General features: G+C 53.6%; 12 protein-coding genes. 5 read left to right on the forward strand and 7 right to left on the reverse strand.

All coding sequences use genetic code 11. The annotated features are described in order from the left end of the window. Window positions 1-6: 6 nt before the first annotated feature. The 7 genes from Q8O77_RS05940 to Q8O77_RS05970 all read right to left on the reverse strand — a co-directional run bounded on the left by Q8O77_RS05940 (window position 7) and on the right by Q8O77_RS05970 (window position 8,851). Entirely contained in the window at window positions 7-2,124 is a 2,118-nt protein-coding gene (locus tag Q8O77_RS05940) for a TonB-dependent receptor (RefSeq protein WP_305551932.1), read from the reverse strand. 166 nt (window positions 2,125-2,290) lie between these two features. Continuing rightward, the gene (locus Q8O77_RS05945; protein WP_305551933.1) at window positions 2,291-3,010 is read right to left on the reverse strand and encodes a response regulator; all 720 of its coding nucleotides are present in this window, start codon (window positions 3,008-3,010) and stop codon (window positions 2,291-2,293) included. Beyond that, complete coding sequence (locus Q8O77_RS05950; protein ID WP_305551934.1) at window positions 3,007-4,605, reverse strand: sensor histidine kinase; 1,599 nt, start codon at window positions 4,603-4,605, stop codon at window positions 3,007-3,009. Before Q8O77_RS05950 ends, Q8O77_RS05945 begins: the two co-directional genes overlap by 4 nt. Window positions 4,606-4,637: 32 nt before the next feature. Then, window positions 4,638-6,140, reverse strand: coding sequence for a tripartite tricarboxylate transporter permease (locus tag Q8O77_RS05955; protein WP_305551935.1), 1,503 nt, complete (start codon window positions 6,138-6,140; stop codon window positions 4,638-4,640). Window positions 6,141-6,143: 3 nt separating this feature from the next. After that, window positions 6,144-6,614: a tripartite tricarboxylate transporter TctB family protein gene (locus Q8O77_RS05960; protein ID WP_305551936.1), complete on the reverse strand. Its 471-nt coding sequence runs from the start codon at window positions 6,612-6,614 to the stop codon at window positions 6,144-6,146. A gap of 15 nt (window positions 6,615-6,629) precedes the next feature. Next, the gene (locus Q8O77_RS05965; RefSeq protein ID WP_305551937.1) at window positions 6,630-7,595 is read right to left on the reverse strand and encodes a tripartite tricarboxylate transporter substrate binding protein; all 966 of its coding nucleotides are present in this window, start codon (window positions 7,593-7,595) and stop codon (window positions 6,630-6,632) included. Between the two features lie 11 nt (window positions 7,596-7,606). Then, entirely contained in the window at window positions 7,607-8,851 is a 1,245-nt protein-coding gene (locus tag Q8O77_RS05970; protein WP_305551938.1) for an OprO/OprP family phosphate-selective porin, read from the reverse strand. Between the two features lie 331 nt (window positions 8,852-9,182). On the opposite strand from Q8O77_RS05970, the gene Q8O77_RS05975 reads away from it, so the two are divergent. The 5 genes from Q8O77_RS05975 to Q8O77_RS05995 all read left to right on the forward strand — a co-directional run bounded on the left by Q8O77_RS05975 (window position 9,183) and on the right by Q8O77_RS05995 (window position 16,089). After that, window positions 9,183-10,310 carry a DUF418 domain-containing protein gene (locus Q8O77_RS05975; protein ID WP_305551939.1) on the forward strand — a complete coding sequence of 376 codons (1,128 nt, stop codon included), beginning with the start codon at window positions 9,183-9,185 and terminating at the stop codon, window positions 10,308-10,310. A 109-nt stretch (window positions 10,311-10,419) separates the two neighbouring features. Beyond that, window positions 10,420-14,085, forward strand: coding sequence for an ATP-binding protein (locus tag Q8O77_RS05980; protein ID WP_305551940.1), 3,666 nt, complete (start codon window positions 10,420-10,422; stop codon window positions 14,083-14,085). Then, window positions 14,085-14,705: a hypothetical protein gene (locus Q8O77_RS05985; RefSeq protein WP_305551941.1), complete on the forward strand. Its 621-nt coding sequence runs from the start codon at window positions 14,085-14,087 to the stop codon at window positions 14,703-14,705. Before Q8O77_RS05980 ends, Q8O77_RS05985 begins: the two co-directional genes overlap by 1 nt. Continuing rightward, complete coding sequence (locus Q8O77_RS05990) at window positions 14,705-15,958, forward strand: hypothetical protein (protein WP_305551942.1); 1,254 nt, start codon at window positions 14,705-14,707, stop codon at window positions 15,956-15,958. The genes Q8O77_RS05985 and Q8O77_RS05990 overlap by 1 nt, the downstream gene beginning before the upstream one ends. Continuing rightward, window positions 15,958-16,089, forward strand: a complete 132-nt coding sequence (locus Q8O77_RS05995; protein ID WP_305551943.1) for a hypothetical protein — start codon at window positions 15,958-15,960, stop codon at window positions 16,087-16,089. Before Q8O77_RS05990 ends, Q8O77_RS05995 begins: the two co-directional genes overlap by 1 nt. The last annotated feature ends 70 nt before the right edge of the window (window positions 16,090-16,159 follow it).

Here is a 16,159-nt window from a genome sequence, read left to right on the forward strand (position 1 = left end):
AGCCCATTAAAAGCTGTGGCTCCAGCTTAGGTTCAGCGTACGGCCAATACCGGCAAAGTAACGGCCATTGGCCGGCGTACTTTGGGCATAATAGGTAAAGTACTGTTTGTCAGCCAGATTTTCTATACCCAAGGTCCAGCGGCCGTAAGCGGTGTCGTAGCTGCTGCTGAAATCCAGCGTGGTATAGCCGTCAAATTGCTCATATACAGGTTCACCAGTAATTGGATTATTACCGATATGCAAGGTGTGGCTAAGCAGCACATTCGCCTGCAGCCGGCTGCTCAGTGTCGGTAGCCACTGCTGCTGCCAGTATAAATTCAGCCGCTCTGGCGCAATGTTTACCCCGCCTAAGTCTTTATCAACCACATTGTCATCGTTACTGTCGTAACGGCCATTAGTGCGGGCATAACTAAAGCCCAGCTGGCTGTCTGTGCTGAAATAATACTGGCCTTCAGCTTCAATACCGTCTATTTCCGTTTTCTCGCGCATTACGCTGTAAATACCGTCGGCATCGGGTTGCAAACGCGAGCCTAAATCAGAATCCGAGCGATAGGCGCTGGCGCGCAGTTGCCAGTTATCAAAGCTGAATTCCAGCCCCAGCTCCAGATTGTCAGAAATGACCGGCTGCAGGGTTAAAAAGCTCTCTACCGATAACCCCGGAGTGTTGATATCCCGCAGCACGCGGCCAACATCCGGCATACTAAAGCCTTCGCTGTAGCTACCGTACAACCTCATATTAGGGTGAAATTGCCATACCACACCGGCATTGCTCAGCAGCTCGTTAAAGTCCGGTTCGCCGCCCGCAACAAAGGTACTGTTGTATGACGCCAGGGTAGTAAAATCAGCGACTTTTAATTTGCCGTATTCATAACGGCCACCAAAGCTGAAGGTCCAGTCGGTTATTGCGCTGTAGCGTAATTGAGCAAAGGGCGCGAGATTGTTAAATTTCGCCTCCGGCACCCAGTTGCGGCCGGTCAGCGCCAGTTCCTGATAGGTTTCATCCTGTAACCAATCAAAGCCGGTGCTTAAGTCCAAGCCGCGTAATGCCAAATCAGGCTTAAACCAGGTTAAGCGGCTGCCGTACTTGGTGGATTTATTCTGTGATTGGTCATACAGGTTCTCACCGTAAGCCGGGTCCTGAAAGGCGTCGAAGGTGCCGCCGCCATACAAGGCGGCAAAGTCCTGTAAAAACAGTTGCCAGCTTAAACTGCCGCCCAACACGGCCTGGTGCTGGTAGTCCAGCGTAGCGGTAGTCACTTTATTTTGTGGTGCCCGGCCTTGCGTTTCACCGCGTACTGAAGTGGCCGCTACACCCAGTTTCACATCACCGGCAACCTGCACATAGTCGCCGTTACCGCGCAACTTATAATGGTTTACCATCAGCTGCAGGCTTTGATCGCTGCTTAATTGCTGCCGCGCTTTGATAAATACGTCAATACTGCGCGAGTCCATGGTATCGCCCTGGGTGCCGTCAACACCAATCAGCTTGCCGTTGCCATCGCGGTACATACCGGTATCGCTGGCCGCTACGCCGGCCACCAGATTAAGGTCCTGCTGCTGATAACTGTGTAAGTAACTGGCTTTATAGCTTTGGCTGTCGCTGCCGCCGGCCGTTGGCGTGGTAAAGCCGGCGCTGAGCTGATGGCGGTTGTCAGCGGCCGACTTGGTAATAATATTAATAATGCCGCCGCTGGCGCCCATACCCTGGATGGCATTAGCGCCGCGGATCACTTCAATGCGCTCTATCATTGCCGGATCGATGGTTTTACCATCGCGCGAGCCGTTACGCAGCGGGTTAGACTGTGGCACACCGTCAATCATATACAGCGGCTCACGGCCACGCAGGGTTTCACCGGCCGAGGTCAGCTTTTGCCGGCTGGGGGAAAAGCCCGGTAACAGGTTGCCCAAAATGGCCGAAATGTCCTGGGTAAAGGCCAGCTGACTGGCAATTTGCTCCTGCGTGATCACGGTTATGGTGGCCGGCACTGTGCTCACCGGCGCACTGCTGCGCGTGGCGCTAACCTGGATATGCTCGATGACATCCTCGTTGGCTTGCAGCAGCGGGCTGCATAATAACAATGCCAAAGCGATGCGGGACGGAGTAAAGCGGGGCAGTACAGACATAACCAACCTTGTTAACATGAAATGCAATGAGAATGGTTCGCATTTATAATGCTGTTGTTAACAAAAGTCAAGTTAACTGGATAGCAACCATGCCGGCTGCGATAGTTAACGTGGCTGAGCGCGACTTAGCGCTGATTGCCGCAGCCGGTGGCGCAGGCAAGGGCTGTCAGCACTTACGGTAGCTGCGCTCGGGCCGGCCGATGGCGCCGTAGTTTTGATCGACCATCAGCTCTGTGCTTTCCAGTAAGTACTCCAGATAACGCCGCGCGGTAGAGCGGCTGATGCCCAGTTGCTCGCCAATGCGCTGGGCGGTGTAGGCTTGCCCGGGTGTGGCACTGAAAACCTGTCGTACTTTTTGCAGCGTCAGGCTGTCAACGCCTTTGGGCAGGCGCACATTGGTATGGTCTTTACCGCTGTCTTTGGCATTGTCGGCTGGGTTTAAAAACAGCGCATCCACTACCGATTGGGTGACTTCTTGTGCGGCCGATAAATGCAGTTGTTTTTCTTCAAACCGGCTTAATGCCTGGTCCAGCCTGGACAACATTATCGGTTTGACCAGAAAGTCGCAAACGCCCAATTGCATGGCTTTTTCCAGCACCTGTACTTCTTTGGCGGCGGTTAGCAGCATAATTTCGCTGTTGGTATCGCGGGCGCGTAGCTCCGACAGTAAGGTCAGGCCGCTGCCATCTGGCAGGTACACATCCAGCAGGATCAACGCCGGGTTTAGTGCCGATAACACCGAGCGGGCCGTGGCCAGATCGCCGGCAATGCCCAGCACCTGATAGCGCGGAGCATTGTTACGGCGCTTATCCGGTGTCAGTAAGTATTGCGCCAGCAATTGCGCTACTTCTATTTCATCTTCCACTATCACAACGCTGTAGGTCATGCGTTTTGCCTGCCGAGTTTAGGGATAAACACACTGAGCCTGGCGCCGCCAAGATCAGACTTGCCCACTTCTAACGTGCCGTGGCAGGCATCAAGGTGGGTTTTTACCAGGTACATACCAATGCCGTGCCGGGCGTCGTCTTTGGAACTGTACTGCGGTGTGAAAATGGTGTCCAGATCGGCAGCCAGGCCAAAGCCGCTGTCTTCGACATCAAAAATCAGGTTAGTACCGACATCATCCAGCGTTACCCGCACTGCCGGGGCCCGAAAGCGCACCGCATGTTGCGCTGCTTCCAGTGCGTTGTCGATCAGATTGCCCAGAATAGACACCAGTTCTGCCATGTCTTTGCGCTGGATCAGCGCCAGCTGGCTGTCACTGCTGACTTCAAAGCGGATATTCATCTCGCGGGCTTTATGGTGTTTACCCAGCAGCAACCCGGCAATCAGTGGTTCGCTGACATGCTCGAGCAGGTTATGAATTTGTGCCTGAAAGCCTTGCGATTCCTGGCCAATCAGCTCTATGGCTTTATCGTAAGCGCCCATCTGGATTAACGCGCCCAGAGTGTTGAGCTTATTGGCGTAATCATGGGTTTGCACCCGCAGCAGCTCGGCAAATTCCTGCAATTTGGCCAGTTGCTGGCTTAAGTATTCCAACTCATCTACCGGGCGCATGCTAAGCAGTACGCCGTCGGTTTGGCCCTGTACCTGTAATACCGAGCGGCCCATTACAATGCGTTTACCGGCGGCAAACAGTTCGAAGCCACGGATCGGCAGGTGCTGATCGGCCAGCAAATAAGCGCTGTGGTCGGGCAGTACGTCATGCAGGCTGAGTTTGCCATTATGCCGTGCCGGCGCCAGTTCGAGGATTTCACAGGCGCGCTGGTTCAGCTTACGGATGCGGCCATCCGGGTCTACGGCAATAATGCCGGAGCGTACAGTGTTTAATATGGCTTCCTGTTCGGCAAATAAGCGGCCGATTTCATCCGGCTGTAAGCCAAAAATAGCATGGCGTACGCGGCGGCTGATCCATATAGAGCTGAATACGCCCAAGGCTACCAGTAACAAACCCAGCAGCAGTAACTGTAAGCCGTGGCTGTACAGCAAAGGCCGGATAGATTGCTGCAAATAGCCTACCGACACCAAACCAATAACAGCGCCGCTGTCGCTTAGCACCGGTACCTTGCCACGGACAGACAAACCTAAACTGCCGGTGGCTTCCGAGATATAGCGCTCACCGTTTAATGCACGCCGGCTGTCATCGCCTATCATAGCCAAGCCAATTTTGCTGTTGTCCGGGTGGATCAGCCGCCGCTGTAAGGTATCGCCAAGCACAATAAAATCGGCTTGGGCCAGCTGGCGTAATTGCTCTATAGCGCTAAGCAGGCGGCTGTCGGCATAGCCCAGTTGAAGTGCGCGTTGCACATCGGGCCGGCTGGCCACGGCGCTGGCCAGGGTGAGCGCGCGTTCGCCGGTTTGCTGCTGCAGGTTTTCTGCCAGCAGCGCATACACTATGCTGCCAAATACCAGCAATTGCAGCAGGCACAGGCCGGTAACCCAGAGAATTAACCTTGTTTCGAGCTTTTTAGGTCGTTTCATGCTGCTCCTGCTGTATATCCGGTTCTTTGTTACTACACCGCGGCCTTACGTAAGCGCAGAAAGCTTAGCAACGGCATGGCCAGTACTATTATGGCCAGCAGCATAATACCCAGTGTCAGCGGCTTATCCCAGAAGATACTCAGTGAACCGTCTGACGTCATCATGGCGCGGCGAACGTTACTTTCTATCATATCACCGAGGATAAACCCCAGCAGCAGCGGCGCCATCGGAAACGCCAGCAGGCGCAGCACCAGCGCAATCAGCGCAAAGCCAATCATCATAAACAGGTCAAAGGTATTAAACGACACCAGATAAACGCCAATCAGGCTGAAAAACAGGATCATCATGGTGAGGATAGCTTTGGGCATAATCAGTACCCGCGCCAGATACGGGATCAGCGGCAGGTTAAGAATAAGCAGTACTATATTGCCTAAATACATACTGATAATTACCGCCCAAAACACATCCGGGTTGTCCTGCATCAGCATTGGCCCTGGCTGAATACCATAGGCGATTAACGCACCCAGCATAATAGCCGTGGTGCCGGAGCCGGGAATACCCAGGGTTAGCAGCGGTACAAAAGAGCCGGTACAAGCCGCGTTATTGGCAGACTCCGGTGCAGCCAGGCCGCGCAGTGCGCCTTTGCCAAACTTTTCCTGCACGGCTTTGGGTGCCAGATTACGCTCGGCAGCATAGGCCATAAAGCTGGCAATGGTAGCACCGGCACCGGGCAGTACGCCGATAATAAAGCCCAGCAACGACGAGCGGCCAATAGTAGGGCTGATTTCTTTTACTTCAGCTTTGCTTAAACGGATAGAGCCAATTTGCATCGGTTGCTCGCTGTTGCCCTGTTTTACTTCCGGCTTCAGTACATTACTCAGGGCTTCAGCCAGTGCAAAGGTCGACATCGCAATCAGTAAAAACGAGATGCCGTCGAGCAAGTCGGTATTGCCAAAGGTAAAGCGCTCGGTGCCGGAGGATGGATCTATGCCTACGGTGGATAACGTCAGGCCGAACACTGTCATCATCATGGCTTTTAAAAAGGTGCCTTTGTTAGAAAACGCCGCTATAGCAGTCAGGCCCAGGCACATTAGCGCGACATAGTCGGCCGACTGAAAGCTCAGCGATACTTTTGCCAGCGTGGGTGCGGCCAGCATCAGCAATAACGCACCGATAGTGCCGCCGGTAAACGAGGCCCAGGCTGCAATGGCCAGTGCTTTGCCGGCCATACCTTGTTTCGCCAGCGGATAGCCGTCAAACGATGATGCTACTGTGCCGGCTACGCCGGGTGCGTTAATTAAAATAGACGAGGTAGAGCCGCCGAAAATAGCACCGTAATACACCCCGGCCATCAGGATCATGCCTGAGCTGGGGTCAATGCTGTAGGTGATGGGGATCATCAGCGCAATAGCGGTAATGGGCCCAAGGCCGGGTAGCATGCCGATAAAGGTGCCGACAAAGCAACCGGCAATAACGTACAGCAGATTTTGCCACTGCAGCGCGGTCGACAGACCAAGTAAAATGCCATCTAACATAAGTTAACTCCACAGCTCGCCGGGTACCAGATAGATCCCCAGCAACTTTGTCATGATCAGCCAGAACACCACGGCAACCGGCACCGAAGCCAGTAGCAACACGCGCCAGCGGCGTTCACCCATAATAAAAAAGCCGGCAGACAAAAACACAGAGGTAGCCAGCAAAAAGCCGATAGGTTCCAGTAAAGCGGTATAAACCCACATTAACAGCAGTAATACTGCGGTTTGGCCGATACTCCTGAGGTTAATCTGTGGCCAGCCTTCGCCGCTGCTATGCTGGCGCTTAATAGCTTGTGCCAGCAGTGCCAGCAGGCTGAACATCAGCCCCAGCACGGCATAAACTTTGGGGATAGACGCCGAATTAACGGCGTCCATTTCTTCAAATGGCAGCAACGGAATTTGCCAGGCAAACACCGCATAAGCGGTAAAAAATGCCAGAAAAATCAGTGCGCCTAACGTGTCGCGATTTAACATTGCTGCCTCTGACGGTTAGTTACGGATAAAACCCAGGTCCAGCATGACCTGCTTAAGTTCCTGCTCTTGTTCGGCCAGTGCGGCGGCAAACTCTTGTGGCCCCTGATACAGATTGAGCCAGCCGTTACGGGCGCGCACGCTTTCCCATTCCGGTGTTTGCAGCATTTTCTGCAGGGTGGCGTTGTAGGCTGCTATTTGCTCTGCCGGGGTGCCGGGCGCGGCGAAAAAACCACGCCAGTTAGTAAAGCTCATGTCATAACCCAGTGATTTCAGCGTAGGTATATCCGGGTAATCAGCCACCGGCTGCTCTGCGGTCATCGCCAGAATGCGCGCCTGGCCGCCGTTGGCCAGCTCCAGCGCTTCACTTAGCCCGGTAGACAGCAGCTCTACTTCACCTGACAGCAAGCCGGCTTTTGCCTGGCCGCCGGCATCATAGGGGATATAGCGCAGGTTACGGCCCGGAATACCGGCTGCAGCAATTGCCCGGGCTGCCACCAAATGGTCCATACTGCCGCGCGCCGAGCCTCCGGCAAATTTTAAGCCGGCCGGGTTAGCTTTCAGCTGTTCAATCACCTGCTGCCAACTGGTCAGGGGCGAGTCGTTACGCACCACAAAGGCACCATAGTCGGCTATCAGATTAGCTACCGGGGTCAGGTCGCGGTGGCTGTAGGGGATAGCGCCGGATAGCGCGCGGATCACGATAGGGGTAGAGTTCACCATCAGAATGTCGTTTTTCTTGTTACCTATTTCAATCATATAGGCAATGGCGCGGCCGCCACCGCCGCCGGACATATTCTGAAATGAGGTGCGGCTTTCCAGGCCGGATTTCATTAAGGCTTCACCTACACTGCGCGCTGTGGTATCCCAGCCGCCGCCCGGGCCGCCTGGAATAATAATATGCAGTTCGGCCAGCGCGCTGTGGCAAAAGCCGGCCAGTACCGCCGCCAGGGCGGATTTTTTCAGTAAGTTGATTATGTTCATCTTAAGGTTTCCTAGAATAAGTACTGGACGCGGGCGGCAAAACCGGTGCCGCTGTCTTCATCGCCGCTAAGTGCTTGCTGGCCAGCGCCGGACACACTGCTGTGCAGCAGGTTGGCCATAAATTTTACTTTCGGGTTCAGGTAATAAGCGCCACCGACGGTGTAAGTGGTGACATCGGTACCCTGGCCGGCGTTGGCGGTGTTAAGCCGGCTGACACGGGCGATCAGCTCCCAGGCGTTGCGGATGTCTTTCGGCTGGCCAAATACGGCTGAGCCGGCGCTGTAGGGGCGCTGCTCGCCACCGGGGAAAAAGCTGGCGTTAAGGTAATAACCGCTGTGGTCGGTGCCATCGAGCAGGCTGGCATTGTCGACGGTATCCAGGGTACGCATTGCGTATTCCGCTTCCAGCGTCAGGCTGCGCAGCTGGTAAGCCAGCTCCAACCCCGACTGGCGTAAACTGTCCAGCGCGACCACCTCGCCTCCGGCGGCATAATCAACCAGCCGTACTGCCGTTTCCCGCAGCTCACCACGGGCAACCCGTGCTGCCAGCTCATTGCCGGCCATATCGCGCTGCGAATGCCAGGCACCCAGATGCCATACCTGATCGGCAGAGGTGTTCGACCAGGTTAAGCGGCCAGTGTAGGCCAGCGCTAACTTACCGCTGTCGTCTTTACCATCGGCGCCAAAGGCATCGTTTTTATATAGCCCCAACGCCCAGCGCAGGCCGTTGTTTTTATTGTACTGATACGCCGAGGCGCCCCAGCGGAAGTAAGGTGAGAAGGTATCGGCCAAACTGCTGCGCTCTATCAGGCCGGTATTTTTGCTGCTGGTTAGTGCGTTAAGCGAGATATCTTCGCGTAACTTACCAAATTGCAGGCGCAGGCCATTGTCGAAACCGGAATAGCGCACCCGCGCCATAATAATTTCGGCCGTACCTTCGGCAAATTCCAGCAGTAAGCTGTGGTCCCAGTGTTCAAATTCTGAAGCTATCGCCGCCCGCACACGGCGTGGAAATAAATCACTGCCGCTGCTGCCGTTTTCATTAGCGTTGTAGGCACCGTTAAACCAGTTGTAATCCAGCTGCACGCGGCCGCTCAGACTAATAGCCGGGGAGTCGGCCTGTTGTTGTAATTCAGCTACCTGCGCGCTGAGTTTGGCAAGCTGTGCTGCTAAATCTTGTTCAGTTTCAGTGGCGTGCAGTGTTGGTGTCAGGCATGACAATGCCAGCACCGGCAAAAGTGTATTATATGGTTTCATCTATCCAGCCCTGTTGATCATAGTTTTAGTTTTTGTCGCGGCTGAACAGCAAATGAACTCAGGCCGCAGCGCAAGCCTGGAAGCAAAGGCAGTTTTGCTCAACATTGTGTGCTTAAGCTGCAATTAGAGCGTTTTGCTGATTTTGTGCATTTTGTGCATGCCCTTTAAGGGTTTGTTATATCCGGCGTGACGTTGCCCGGATAAGAACAACTTAACCAGCTGTTTTTCAATTGTTTGTTGTGTTTTCAATACAAATTAAAGATACTTTCTGTTCACTAAACTAAAACGAAACAGCAGCTGTTTTCACGCCTGTCGTTTCAGCAGGTTGTTTATGCAGCGTTTGCCTCAGCTCGATATCATTCGTGGTTTTGCCGTTTTGGGCATATTGCTGATGAACATTTTTGCCTTTGCTTATCCAATTGACTATGCGCACAACCTGATCTGGCATGAGGCCGGTGTCAGCTTAGCGGATACCGGCTTATATAATTTACAGACCCTGTTAATATCCGGCCGTTTTTTGACGCTATTTAATTTGCTGTTTGGTGTCAGTATGTGGTTGATTTTTCAACAGTATGGCCAAGGTTATCTGCAGCGACGGCTGTATTGGCTTTGCCTGTTCGGTGTGTTGCATGGTGTGTTACTGTGGAGTGGTGATGTTTTACTTTGGTATGCGCTGACAGGGCTTATTGTGCTGCAGCGGGGGTATTTACAACTGGATAGTGGCGCCTTATGGCGTAAAGCCGTGCAGTTTTTTGCTTATGGTTTGGTTTTGCCGCTGTTATATGTCGTTTATTTGTTGTTTGCTCAAGCTGAACCGCTGCTGCCTTTAACTGCTGAAATGGTAGCCGCTGAGCAACAGTTTTGGGCCGGGCCTTACCTTGAGCAGGTAATACAGAATGTGATTTATGCCGTGCTTATGCTGATAGCATTTGCATTGTCTTTGTATTGGCTGATGGCAGCAATAATGCTGTTTGGTGTTTCGCTGTATAAAAGTGCGTGGTTTGAGACAGGCTATAGCGCGGCAACGACAAAAATACTGTTCTGGCTTGCGTTTGCTATCAGCAGCGTCACCGTTCTGTCAGACCATGTTACCGGATATGGCTATGGCCTGAACACCGCACTGCCGTGGGAACAGATTGCTATGTTGTTAATGGCGTTGTCGTTTGCCAGCGTATTAATTCACCGGCGCGAAAATGCCTGGCTGCAACGATGGTTAGCGCCCTGCGGCAGGATGGCTTTTTCGCTTTATATCGGCCAAACGCTGTTGATGGTATTACTGTTTCGTGTAATACGGCCGGATTGGTTCGCCAGCCTCGATCGTGCTGCGTTGCTGGGCATTGCTATAAGCATGATTGTGCTGCAACCGCTGTTCTGCCGCTGGTACTTCAGCCACTTTAACCTGGGGCCATTAGAATGGTGCTGGCGCACCTTGAGTAAGAAGCCGGCAATAACCGACTAAGCCAGCGTTTTGCTGGCGTTTGTAACCATTCCGTGGATAATAACCGGCAATATTTGATACCCACCGCGCGCAATTTAAGCTTACAACAGCGCGGCTGACAGGATGCGCTATGTCTCAATTACTTCGTATTGTGCTGTTGCACACTCATCTGCCCGGTGTGGTGGAATTGCAGCTGGATCAGCACACTAATATTTGCGGTACCAATGCCTCGGGTAAAACCACACTGCAACGGCTGGTGCCGGTATTTTATGGCGAGCAGCCAAACCGCGTGGTACCGAAAACCCGTAAAAAGTTTGATGAATTTTATCTGCCGTTTTCCAACAGTTATCTGATTTACGAATATCAGCGCGAAGACGGTGCCATCTGCCAGGTGGTGTTAACGCGTAAAAGCGATGGTGGCGTGGATTACCGCTTTGTCGGCGCGCCCTACCAGAGTGATTTTTATCTGACGCAAAGCGAAGATGGCGTCAAAGCCATGAGCTACAGCGACTGGGCCGCCAGCATGCGCAGCCGGCCCGAGGTGCAGGTGTCGGCCAAAATCAGCGCTACCAGTGAATATCGCAGTATAATTCAAAACGATGCCGCTGCGCTGCGTGGTAATAATGCCGACAGCGTGAAATTACGCCGCTTAGCTGCCGGTTTTAGTTTGGTCAGCAGCGGTCATAAGCTGCGCCACATTGAAAAGCTGGTTAGTGCCGTGCACGCCAAAGAAGGCAAAATGGACACGCTAAAAGCGATGCTGGCGGCCATTTTTGAAGAAGACGGCGTCACCCTGCCGACGACGAAAGTGAAAAACACCAAGGCGCGCGAGTGGATCCTGCAAATGCGCCAGTCAATGCGGTTAGACAAACTGCAGCACGACTTTGAGCGCTTGCAACAGCTGGCGCAGCAACTGGACGCCAGCGAGGCGCAGTTAGCGGCCTTACTGCCGCTGTTACAGCAGGATGAAAGCGCGCAAAAGCAACGCAAAGCCGACGCCGAACAGCAGGTTAATACGCTGCGCGGTGAGCTGCAAAGTTTAAAAGAGCAATTCAGCCAACAGCAGCTGGAGCTAAACAGCAGCCTGGTAAAGGCCGAAGCTGGCTTACACGAAACCGGTGCGCGCTTAGATCAACTGCAGCAGCGCTATGACGACTTTGACAGCAAAGATATGCCGAAATTGCAGCGCGACAGCGATGCCTTGCCGCTGTGGCGCGAGCAGTTGGAAGAAACGCTGGAGCAATACCAGTTGATGGTAGAGCAGCATGGCGACTTAGAGCGCCAGCTGGAGCAGCGCAAAATCAAGCTGGCCGAGGCCTTTAACCGCTTAAGTGAGCAGCACCGCGGTAAAGCCCGCCAGCTGCAGCAGCAAAAAGATGCTACCCGCGAGCAACAAGACAACAAGCTGGCCGCGCTGGAGCAGGCGTTTCAAAGTCGTTTGCAGCAGGCGCAGCAGCAGTTTGCTGATCAGCTAAGCAGTATCAGTAGCAGCATAGCGGTACTGCAAAGCCAGTTAGCCGCATCACAGCTGACAGAAGAGGAGTTAGAACAGCAGCGCAGTGCTGAGCTGCGCCTAGAGCAAGCCCAGCAGCAGGCACAGCAACAAGGCCGCCAGTTACAGCAGTTACAACAGCAGCATCAGCACGCCCGCACTGCGCGGGATAATACTGATCAGCAGCTGGAGCACAGCCGCAAAGCGCTGCACAGCGCCTCGTATCAATTGCAGCAGCTACACCGCCAGCTGACGCCGGAGCAGGGCAGTTTGCGCCATTTCCTGCGCCTGCACTACAACGGCTGGGAGCAAAAGCTGGGTAAGGTGCTGGATGAGCGCTTATTAGAGCGGCAGGATTTACAGCCGCATTTGGCAGCGCTAACCGACAGCCTGTATGGCCTGCAACTTGAGCTGGCGGCAATAGACACGCCGGACTATGCCCAGGATGAAGCCGCTATTCGCCACCGTATTGCTGCAGCCGAACAGCAGCTGGCACAAGCTACCGCTAATAAAGCTGAGGCAGAAAAAGCGCTGCAACAGTTGCATGAGCAGGCTGAGCTTAGCCGTGGCCAGCTGGAACAGGCGCAGTGGCAGCTGACCCAGTATGAGCAGAATATCGAATACGCCCGTGATGCACGCAACCGGCTCCAGGCACAGCAGCGTGAACTGGTGGCAACACGCCAGGCCAGCGTTAAGACAGAGCTTAGCGCGCAGCAACAGCAGCTGGAGAAACTAAAACAGCAGCAACAGACCGATTTACAGGCACTGAAAGCCGACCATAACAGCCAGAAACTGGAACATAAAGCCGACTGGCAGGCCGAACTGCAGGTGTTTGACGAGCAAATCGACGAGCTGGAGCGCCAGTTGGAGCATAAGCGCGACGACAATAAAAACCAGATCAAAGAACTGCAACAGGCGTTTAACGAAGAGTTATCGGCCAAGGGTATCGATCCACGCCGGTTAACCGAGCTGAAGCAAAAGCAGGAACAGTTAAAAACCGGGATTAAAGCGGTAGAAGCGCGCCAGGATGAACTGACTGCCTGGCAGAAATTTATCGCGCTGGACTGGCAGCAATTACGGCCGGAACTGCTGGGCAAAGAAACTGAGTTAAAACAGCAGCTGCGTAGTGTAAAACAGGCATTGGAGCAGCAGAAAACCGATTACAGCGCTAACCAGAAAAAGCTCGAAGAGCAAAAACGCCAACAGCAGGAGCTGATGGCTCAAGCCGAGCAGTTACTGGCGCAGTTGCGGCCGGTGTTTGCCCGCTTTAATGAGTTGCATTTGTCCGATGTCAGCCCGGCCGGGTTTACTGCCCCGGGCGATATTATCGAACGTCTGGCCCGTGCCAACGAAGCGCTGGAGCAACGCAGCAAACTCGACAGTGCGTTAAAAACCGCGCTGGAGCAGTTTGAAACCATGCTGAGTAAAGATGCCGGGCCGGAGTTTTTAGACCGGCTGCAGCACGAGCGGCGACAACTGCCGGAATTTGCCGGTAAACGCCGGCAATTACCGATATTGCACAGCCTGCTGCAAATTTTAAAAGATGCGCAGCAGCAGTTGTTGGAGATGGGCGAGAATATTGGCGGCGATCTGAAAAAGTTCTTCACGGTGTTCAGCGATATTAACCGCCGTATAGCGCTGCAAAGCCGGCGTTTAAGCGAAGCGGTAGCCGATGATTTAGTGCTCGAAGGCATCAGCCGCTCTGAAGTACGCATTTTATCCACCATCGACGAGCTGGGATTCTGGCAGCCGTTAAAGCATTTCGCCAAACTGTATGACGACTGGGCCGCCTCGGGCAAAGCCTTGCCGTCGGAGCACTACCTTAATGCCCTGGCCGATGTGGTCGAGCTGCTGCGCGCCGATGAGCAATACAGCATTGAGTCTTTGCTGCGCCTTGAGCTGCATTTAAGCGAAGGTGGCTCTGAGCTGGTAATTAAAAATGACCGCCAATTACTTGAGTCGTCCAGCCATGGTATGGCGTACCTGATTTTATGTAAGTATCTGCTGGCCTTTACGCGGTTACTGCGTGGCGATGCCAAGGTGGCGATCCACTGGCCGATAGATGAAATTGGTACCCTGGCTTATCACAACGTGGAAAAGCTGTTTGCCGCCTGCAGCAGCAACAATATTGTGATTGTTGGCGCTTTCCCTAATCCGGAGTCAGACGTATTAATGCTGTTTTCGCACCGCTATTTAATTGAGCCCAGCCAGCAAGATCCCGGCAAGCGGCAGTTAAAACGTATTCAACCTAAAATCAGCCGCTTAGCCGAGCGATTGGCCGGCAAACAGCAGGAGGCAAGCTGATGTTGCAACACGGACCTTTACTTGAGCGCCTGCTGGCCGGCGATTTTATTTGCCAGGTCAGCGACGAAGATGGCTTTCGCCGGTTAAGCATTGAGCAAACCCAACAGGAGATTAACCACTACCTGCGGCCGTTAAACCGCCGCTTGGTGGCTAATGATGACAACAGCGTGTTTTTTCTTGGCTATCACGAGCTGACCAAAGAAGCACGCGAGCAGCTAAGCAGCCAGTTTGCCTTAACGGTGCAGTCGTTGCTGCCGCTGTTGGAGTGGTTGCAACTGGTGCAGGAAACCATGGGTCGCGATAGCGCCTTAACCGCCGGTGATACCATTAAGCTGCAGGAATTTATCCTGCGCACTGAGGATAACCAAAGCCTGCGCCAGCGCCTGAACCAGTTGGCCGGCGACCGCTTTTTTAACAGCCAGAGCGAGCAGCTGGATAACCAGATCAAGCTGATTTTCCGCCGCTTAAAAGAGCATGGCTACCTGCTGCAGCCACACCACGACCGGCAGTACTATATTGTTACCGGCAAGATTGATTATTTAATTGATGTTATCCGCTTTATCCGCGATGAAGAGCATCTGCCGGTGGACGATACGCCAACGCAGGAGGCGTTAATCTGATGGCGCCGACCGATTCGGGCAGCAGCACAAGCACAGCCTCTAACCTGTTTACTATCGGCGCCGAACGCTTAGCCTTATTGGGCAAGCACCACAAAGCGCTGATGCAGGGCTACTTAGATGGTTTTATTGATGAAACCGCCTTTAGCGAAGGCGCACTGAAAAAACTGATCGCGGCGCGGATTTTATGGCGGCCGGACGAGCAGCAAGCGCTGGCGCTGCGGCCTTTGGTCAGCGAGCTGATTGCCAGCATGGTGGCCGATGAAAACCGCCGGCAGATTAATGCTGATGTCGCCGAAAAGTTAGAGCAAATCCGCAACCGCGTGCAGGCTTACCGTGATGCGCAGTACAAAGGCGATTACAGCGTGGCTGAGCTGCAGCTACAGCGCTTAACCGAGCATGTGCACGATTTAAGTGGCCAGTTTGAAGAGGCGATAGACAGCTTATGGCACCGGCTAAACAGCGATTTTGGTTTTGTCGCCAGCCTGGATGATAAAATCCGCGAAAACGAGCGGGCACAAAAGCAATTGCGCCGTTTGCTCGATGGCTTGGTGCTGCTGGATTTCAGCGAATTAATTGAGTTGGCCGAGGGCAACAACCATCTGCGTAAGCTGCTGGTAAGTCAGCTGCAAAATCAGCTCAGCTCGCATCACAGTAGCTTATTAGAAGTGCAAAAGCGTTTAGTCGAGCTACTGGCCAAATTCCGCCAGCAGCAAGCGCGCTCAATGTTAATTACTAATATGGCGGCGTTTTTGCGTCAGCATCCGAAATACCAACCGGCGGATTACCCCAACCGCAGCGAGTTGCCACAACTGTTTAATCAGGCCGCTGCGATTAAGCCGCAGGCAGCGATAGCACTGGATAAAGCCAGCGAGCGGCAAATATTGGCTGAATTAGTGCGCGCGCTGCCACGGCATAAGGCGGTGCAGCTAAGCGACACCCCAGCGGCCAGTTTTGGCCAGCAATGGCAGGATGAAGCCATCGCCGCGCGGCAGCAGGCACTGAAAACCGACGTGGAGAACTTTTACCTGCGCGTTATCGACCACGGCGGCAAGCTCAGTGCGCTGGAGTATCTGGCGCAGCAGCAACTTGAGTGGGACAGCGAAATCTGGCTGTATCAGATCATCGCCGAATACCAGGCCCTGCCGCAGGAGGAAAAGCAGATGTTTGCTATAATCCGCGACGAAGCGCCGGCCAGCAGCATGAACCAGCTGTTGCTTATCCGTGATATCAGTTTGGGTTTAAAGGCAGCCTGATGAGTTACCCGCTAAGCGCCCGGGCGCTGCGCTACTTGCAGCAACTGCAACAGCGGCTGTGTCAGCAGTTAAAAGGGCTAAGACAGCAGAATATGCAGGGGATGACGCTTAAGCTTATTTCAATATGCTAACTACCATTGAAAATAACTGTAAAACTCTATTTTCAAATAAGTGACGTTATTGTATTTTGCCTCCTTAATT

Source organism: Rheinheimera sp. (genome assembly GCF_030690345.1).
Lineage (GTDB): Bacteria > Pseudomonadota > Gammaproteobacteria > Enterobacterales > Alteromonadaceae > Alishewanella.

Coding starts and splice junctions, on each gene's coding strand:
- Q8O77_RS05940 (WP_305551932.1), bottom strand. CDS start 2,124: ATGTCTGTACTGCCCCGCTTTACTCCGTCCCGCATCGCTTTGGCATTG.
- Q8O77_RS05945 (WP_305551933.1), bottom strand. CDS start 3,010: ATGACCTACAGCGTTGTGATAGTGGAAGATGAAATAGAAGTAGCGCAA.
- Q8O77_RS05950 (WP_305551934.1), bottom strand. CDS start 4,605: ATGAAACGACCTAAAAAGCTCGAAACAAGGTTAATTCTCTGGGTTACC.
- Q8O77_RS05955 (WP_305551935.1), bottom strand. CDS start 6,140: ATGTTAGATGGCATTTTACTTGGTCTGTCGACCGCGCTGCAGTGGCAA.
- Q8O77_RS05960 (WP_305551936.1), bottom strand. CDS start 6,614: ATGTTAAATCGCGACACGTTAGGCGCACTGATTTTTCTGGCATTTTTT.
- Q8O77_RS05965 (WP_305551937.1), bottom strand. CDS start 7,595: ATGAACATAATCAACTTACTGAAAAAATCCGCCCTGGCGGCGGTACTG.
- Q8O77_RS05970 (WP_305551938.1), bottom strand. CDS start 8,851: ATGAAACCATATAATACACTTTTGCCGGTGCTGGCATTGTCATGCCTG.
- Q8O77_RS05975 (WP_305551939.1), top strand. CDS start 9,183: ATGCAGCGTTTGCCTCAGCTCGATATCATTCGTGGTTTTGCCGTTTTG.
- Q8O77_RS05980 (WP_305551940.1), top strand. CDS start 10,420: ATGTCTCAATTACTTCGTATTGTGCTGTTGCACACTCATCTGCCCGGT.
- Q8O77_RS05985 (WP_305551941.1), top strand. CDS start 14,085: ATGTTGCAACACGGACCTTTACTTGAGCGCCTGCTGGCCGGCGATTTT.
- Q8O77_RS05990 (WP_305551942.1), top strand. CDS start 14,705: ATGGCGCCGACCGATTCGGGCAGCAGCACAAGCACAGCCTCTAACCTG.
- Q8O77_RS05995 (WP_305551943.1), top strand. CDS start 15,958: ATGAGTTACCCGCTAAGCGCCCGGGCGCTGCGCTACTTGCAGCAACTG.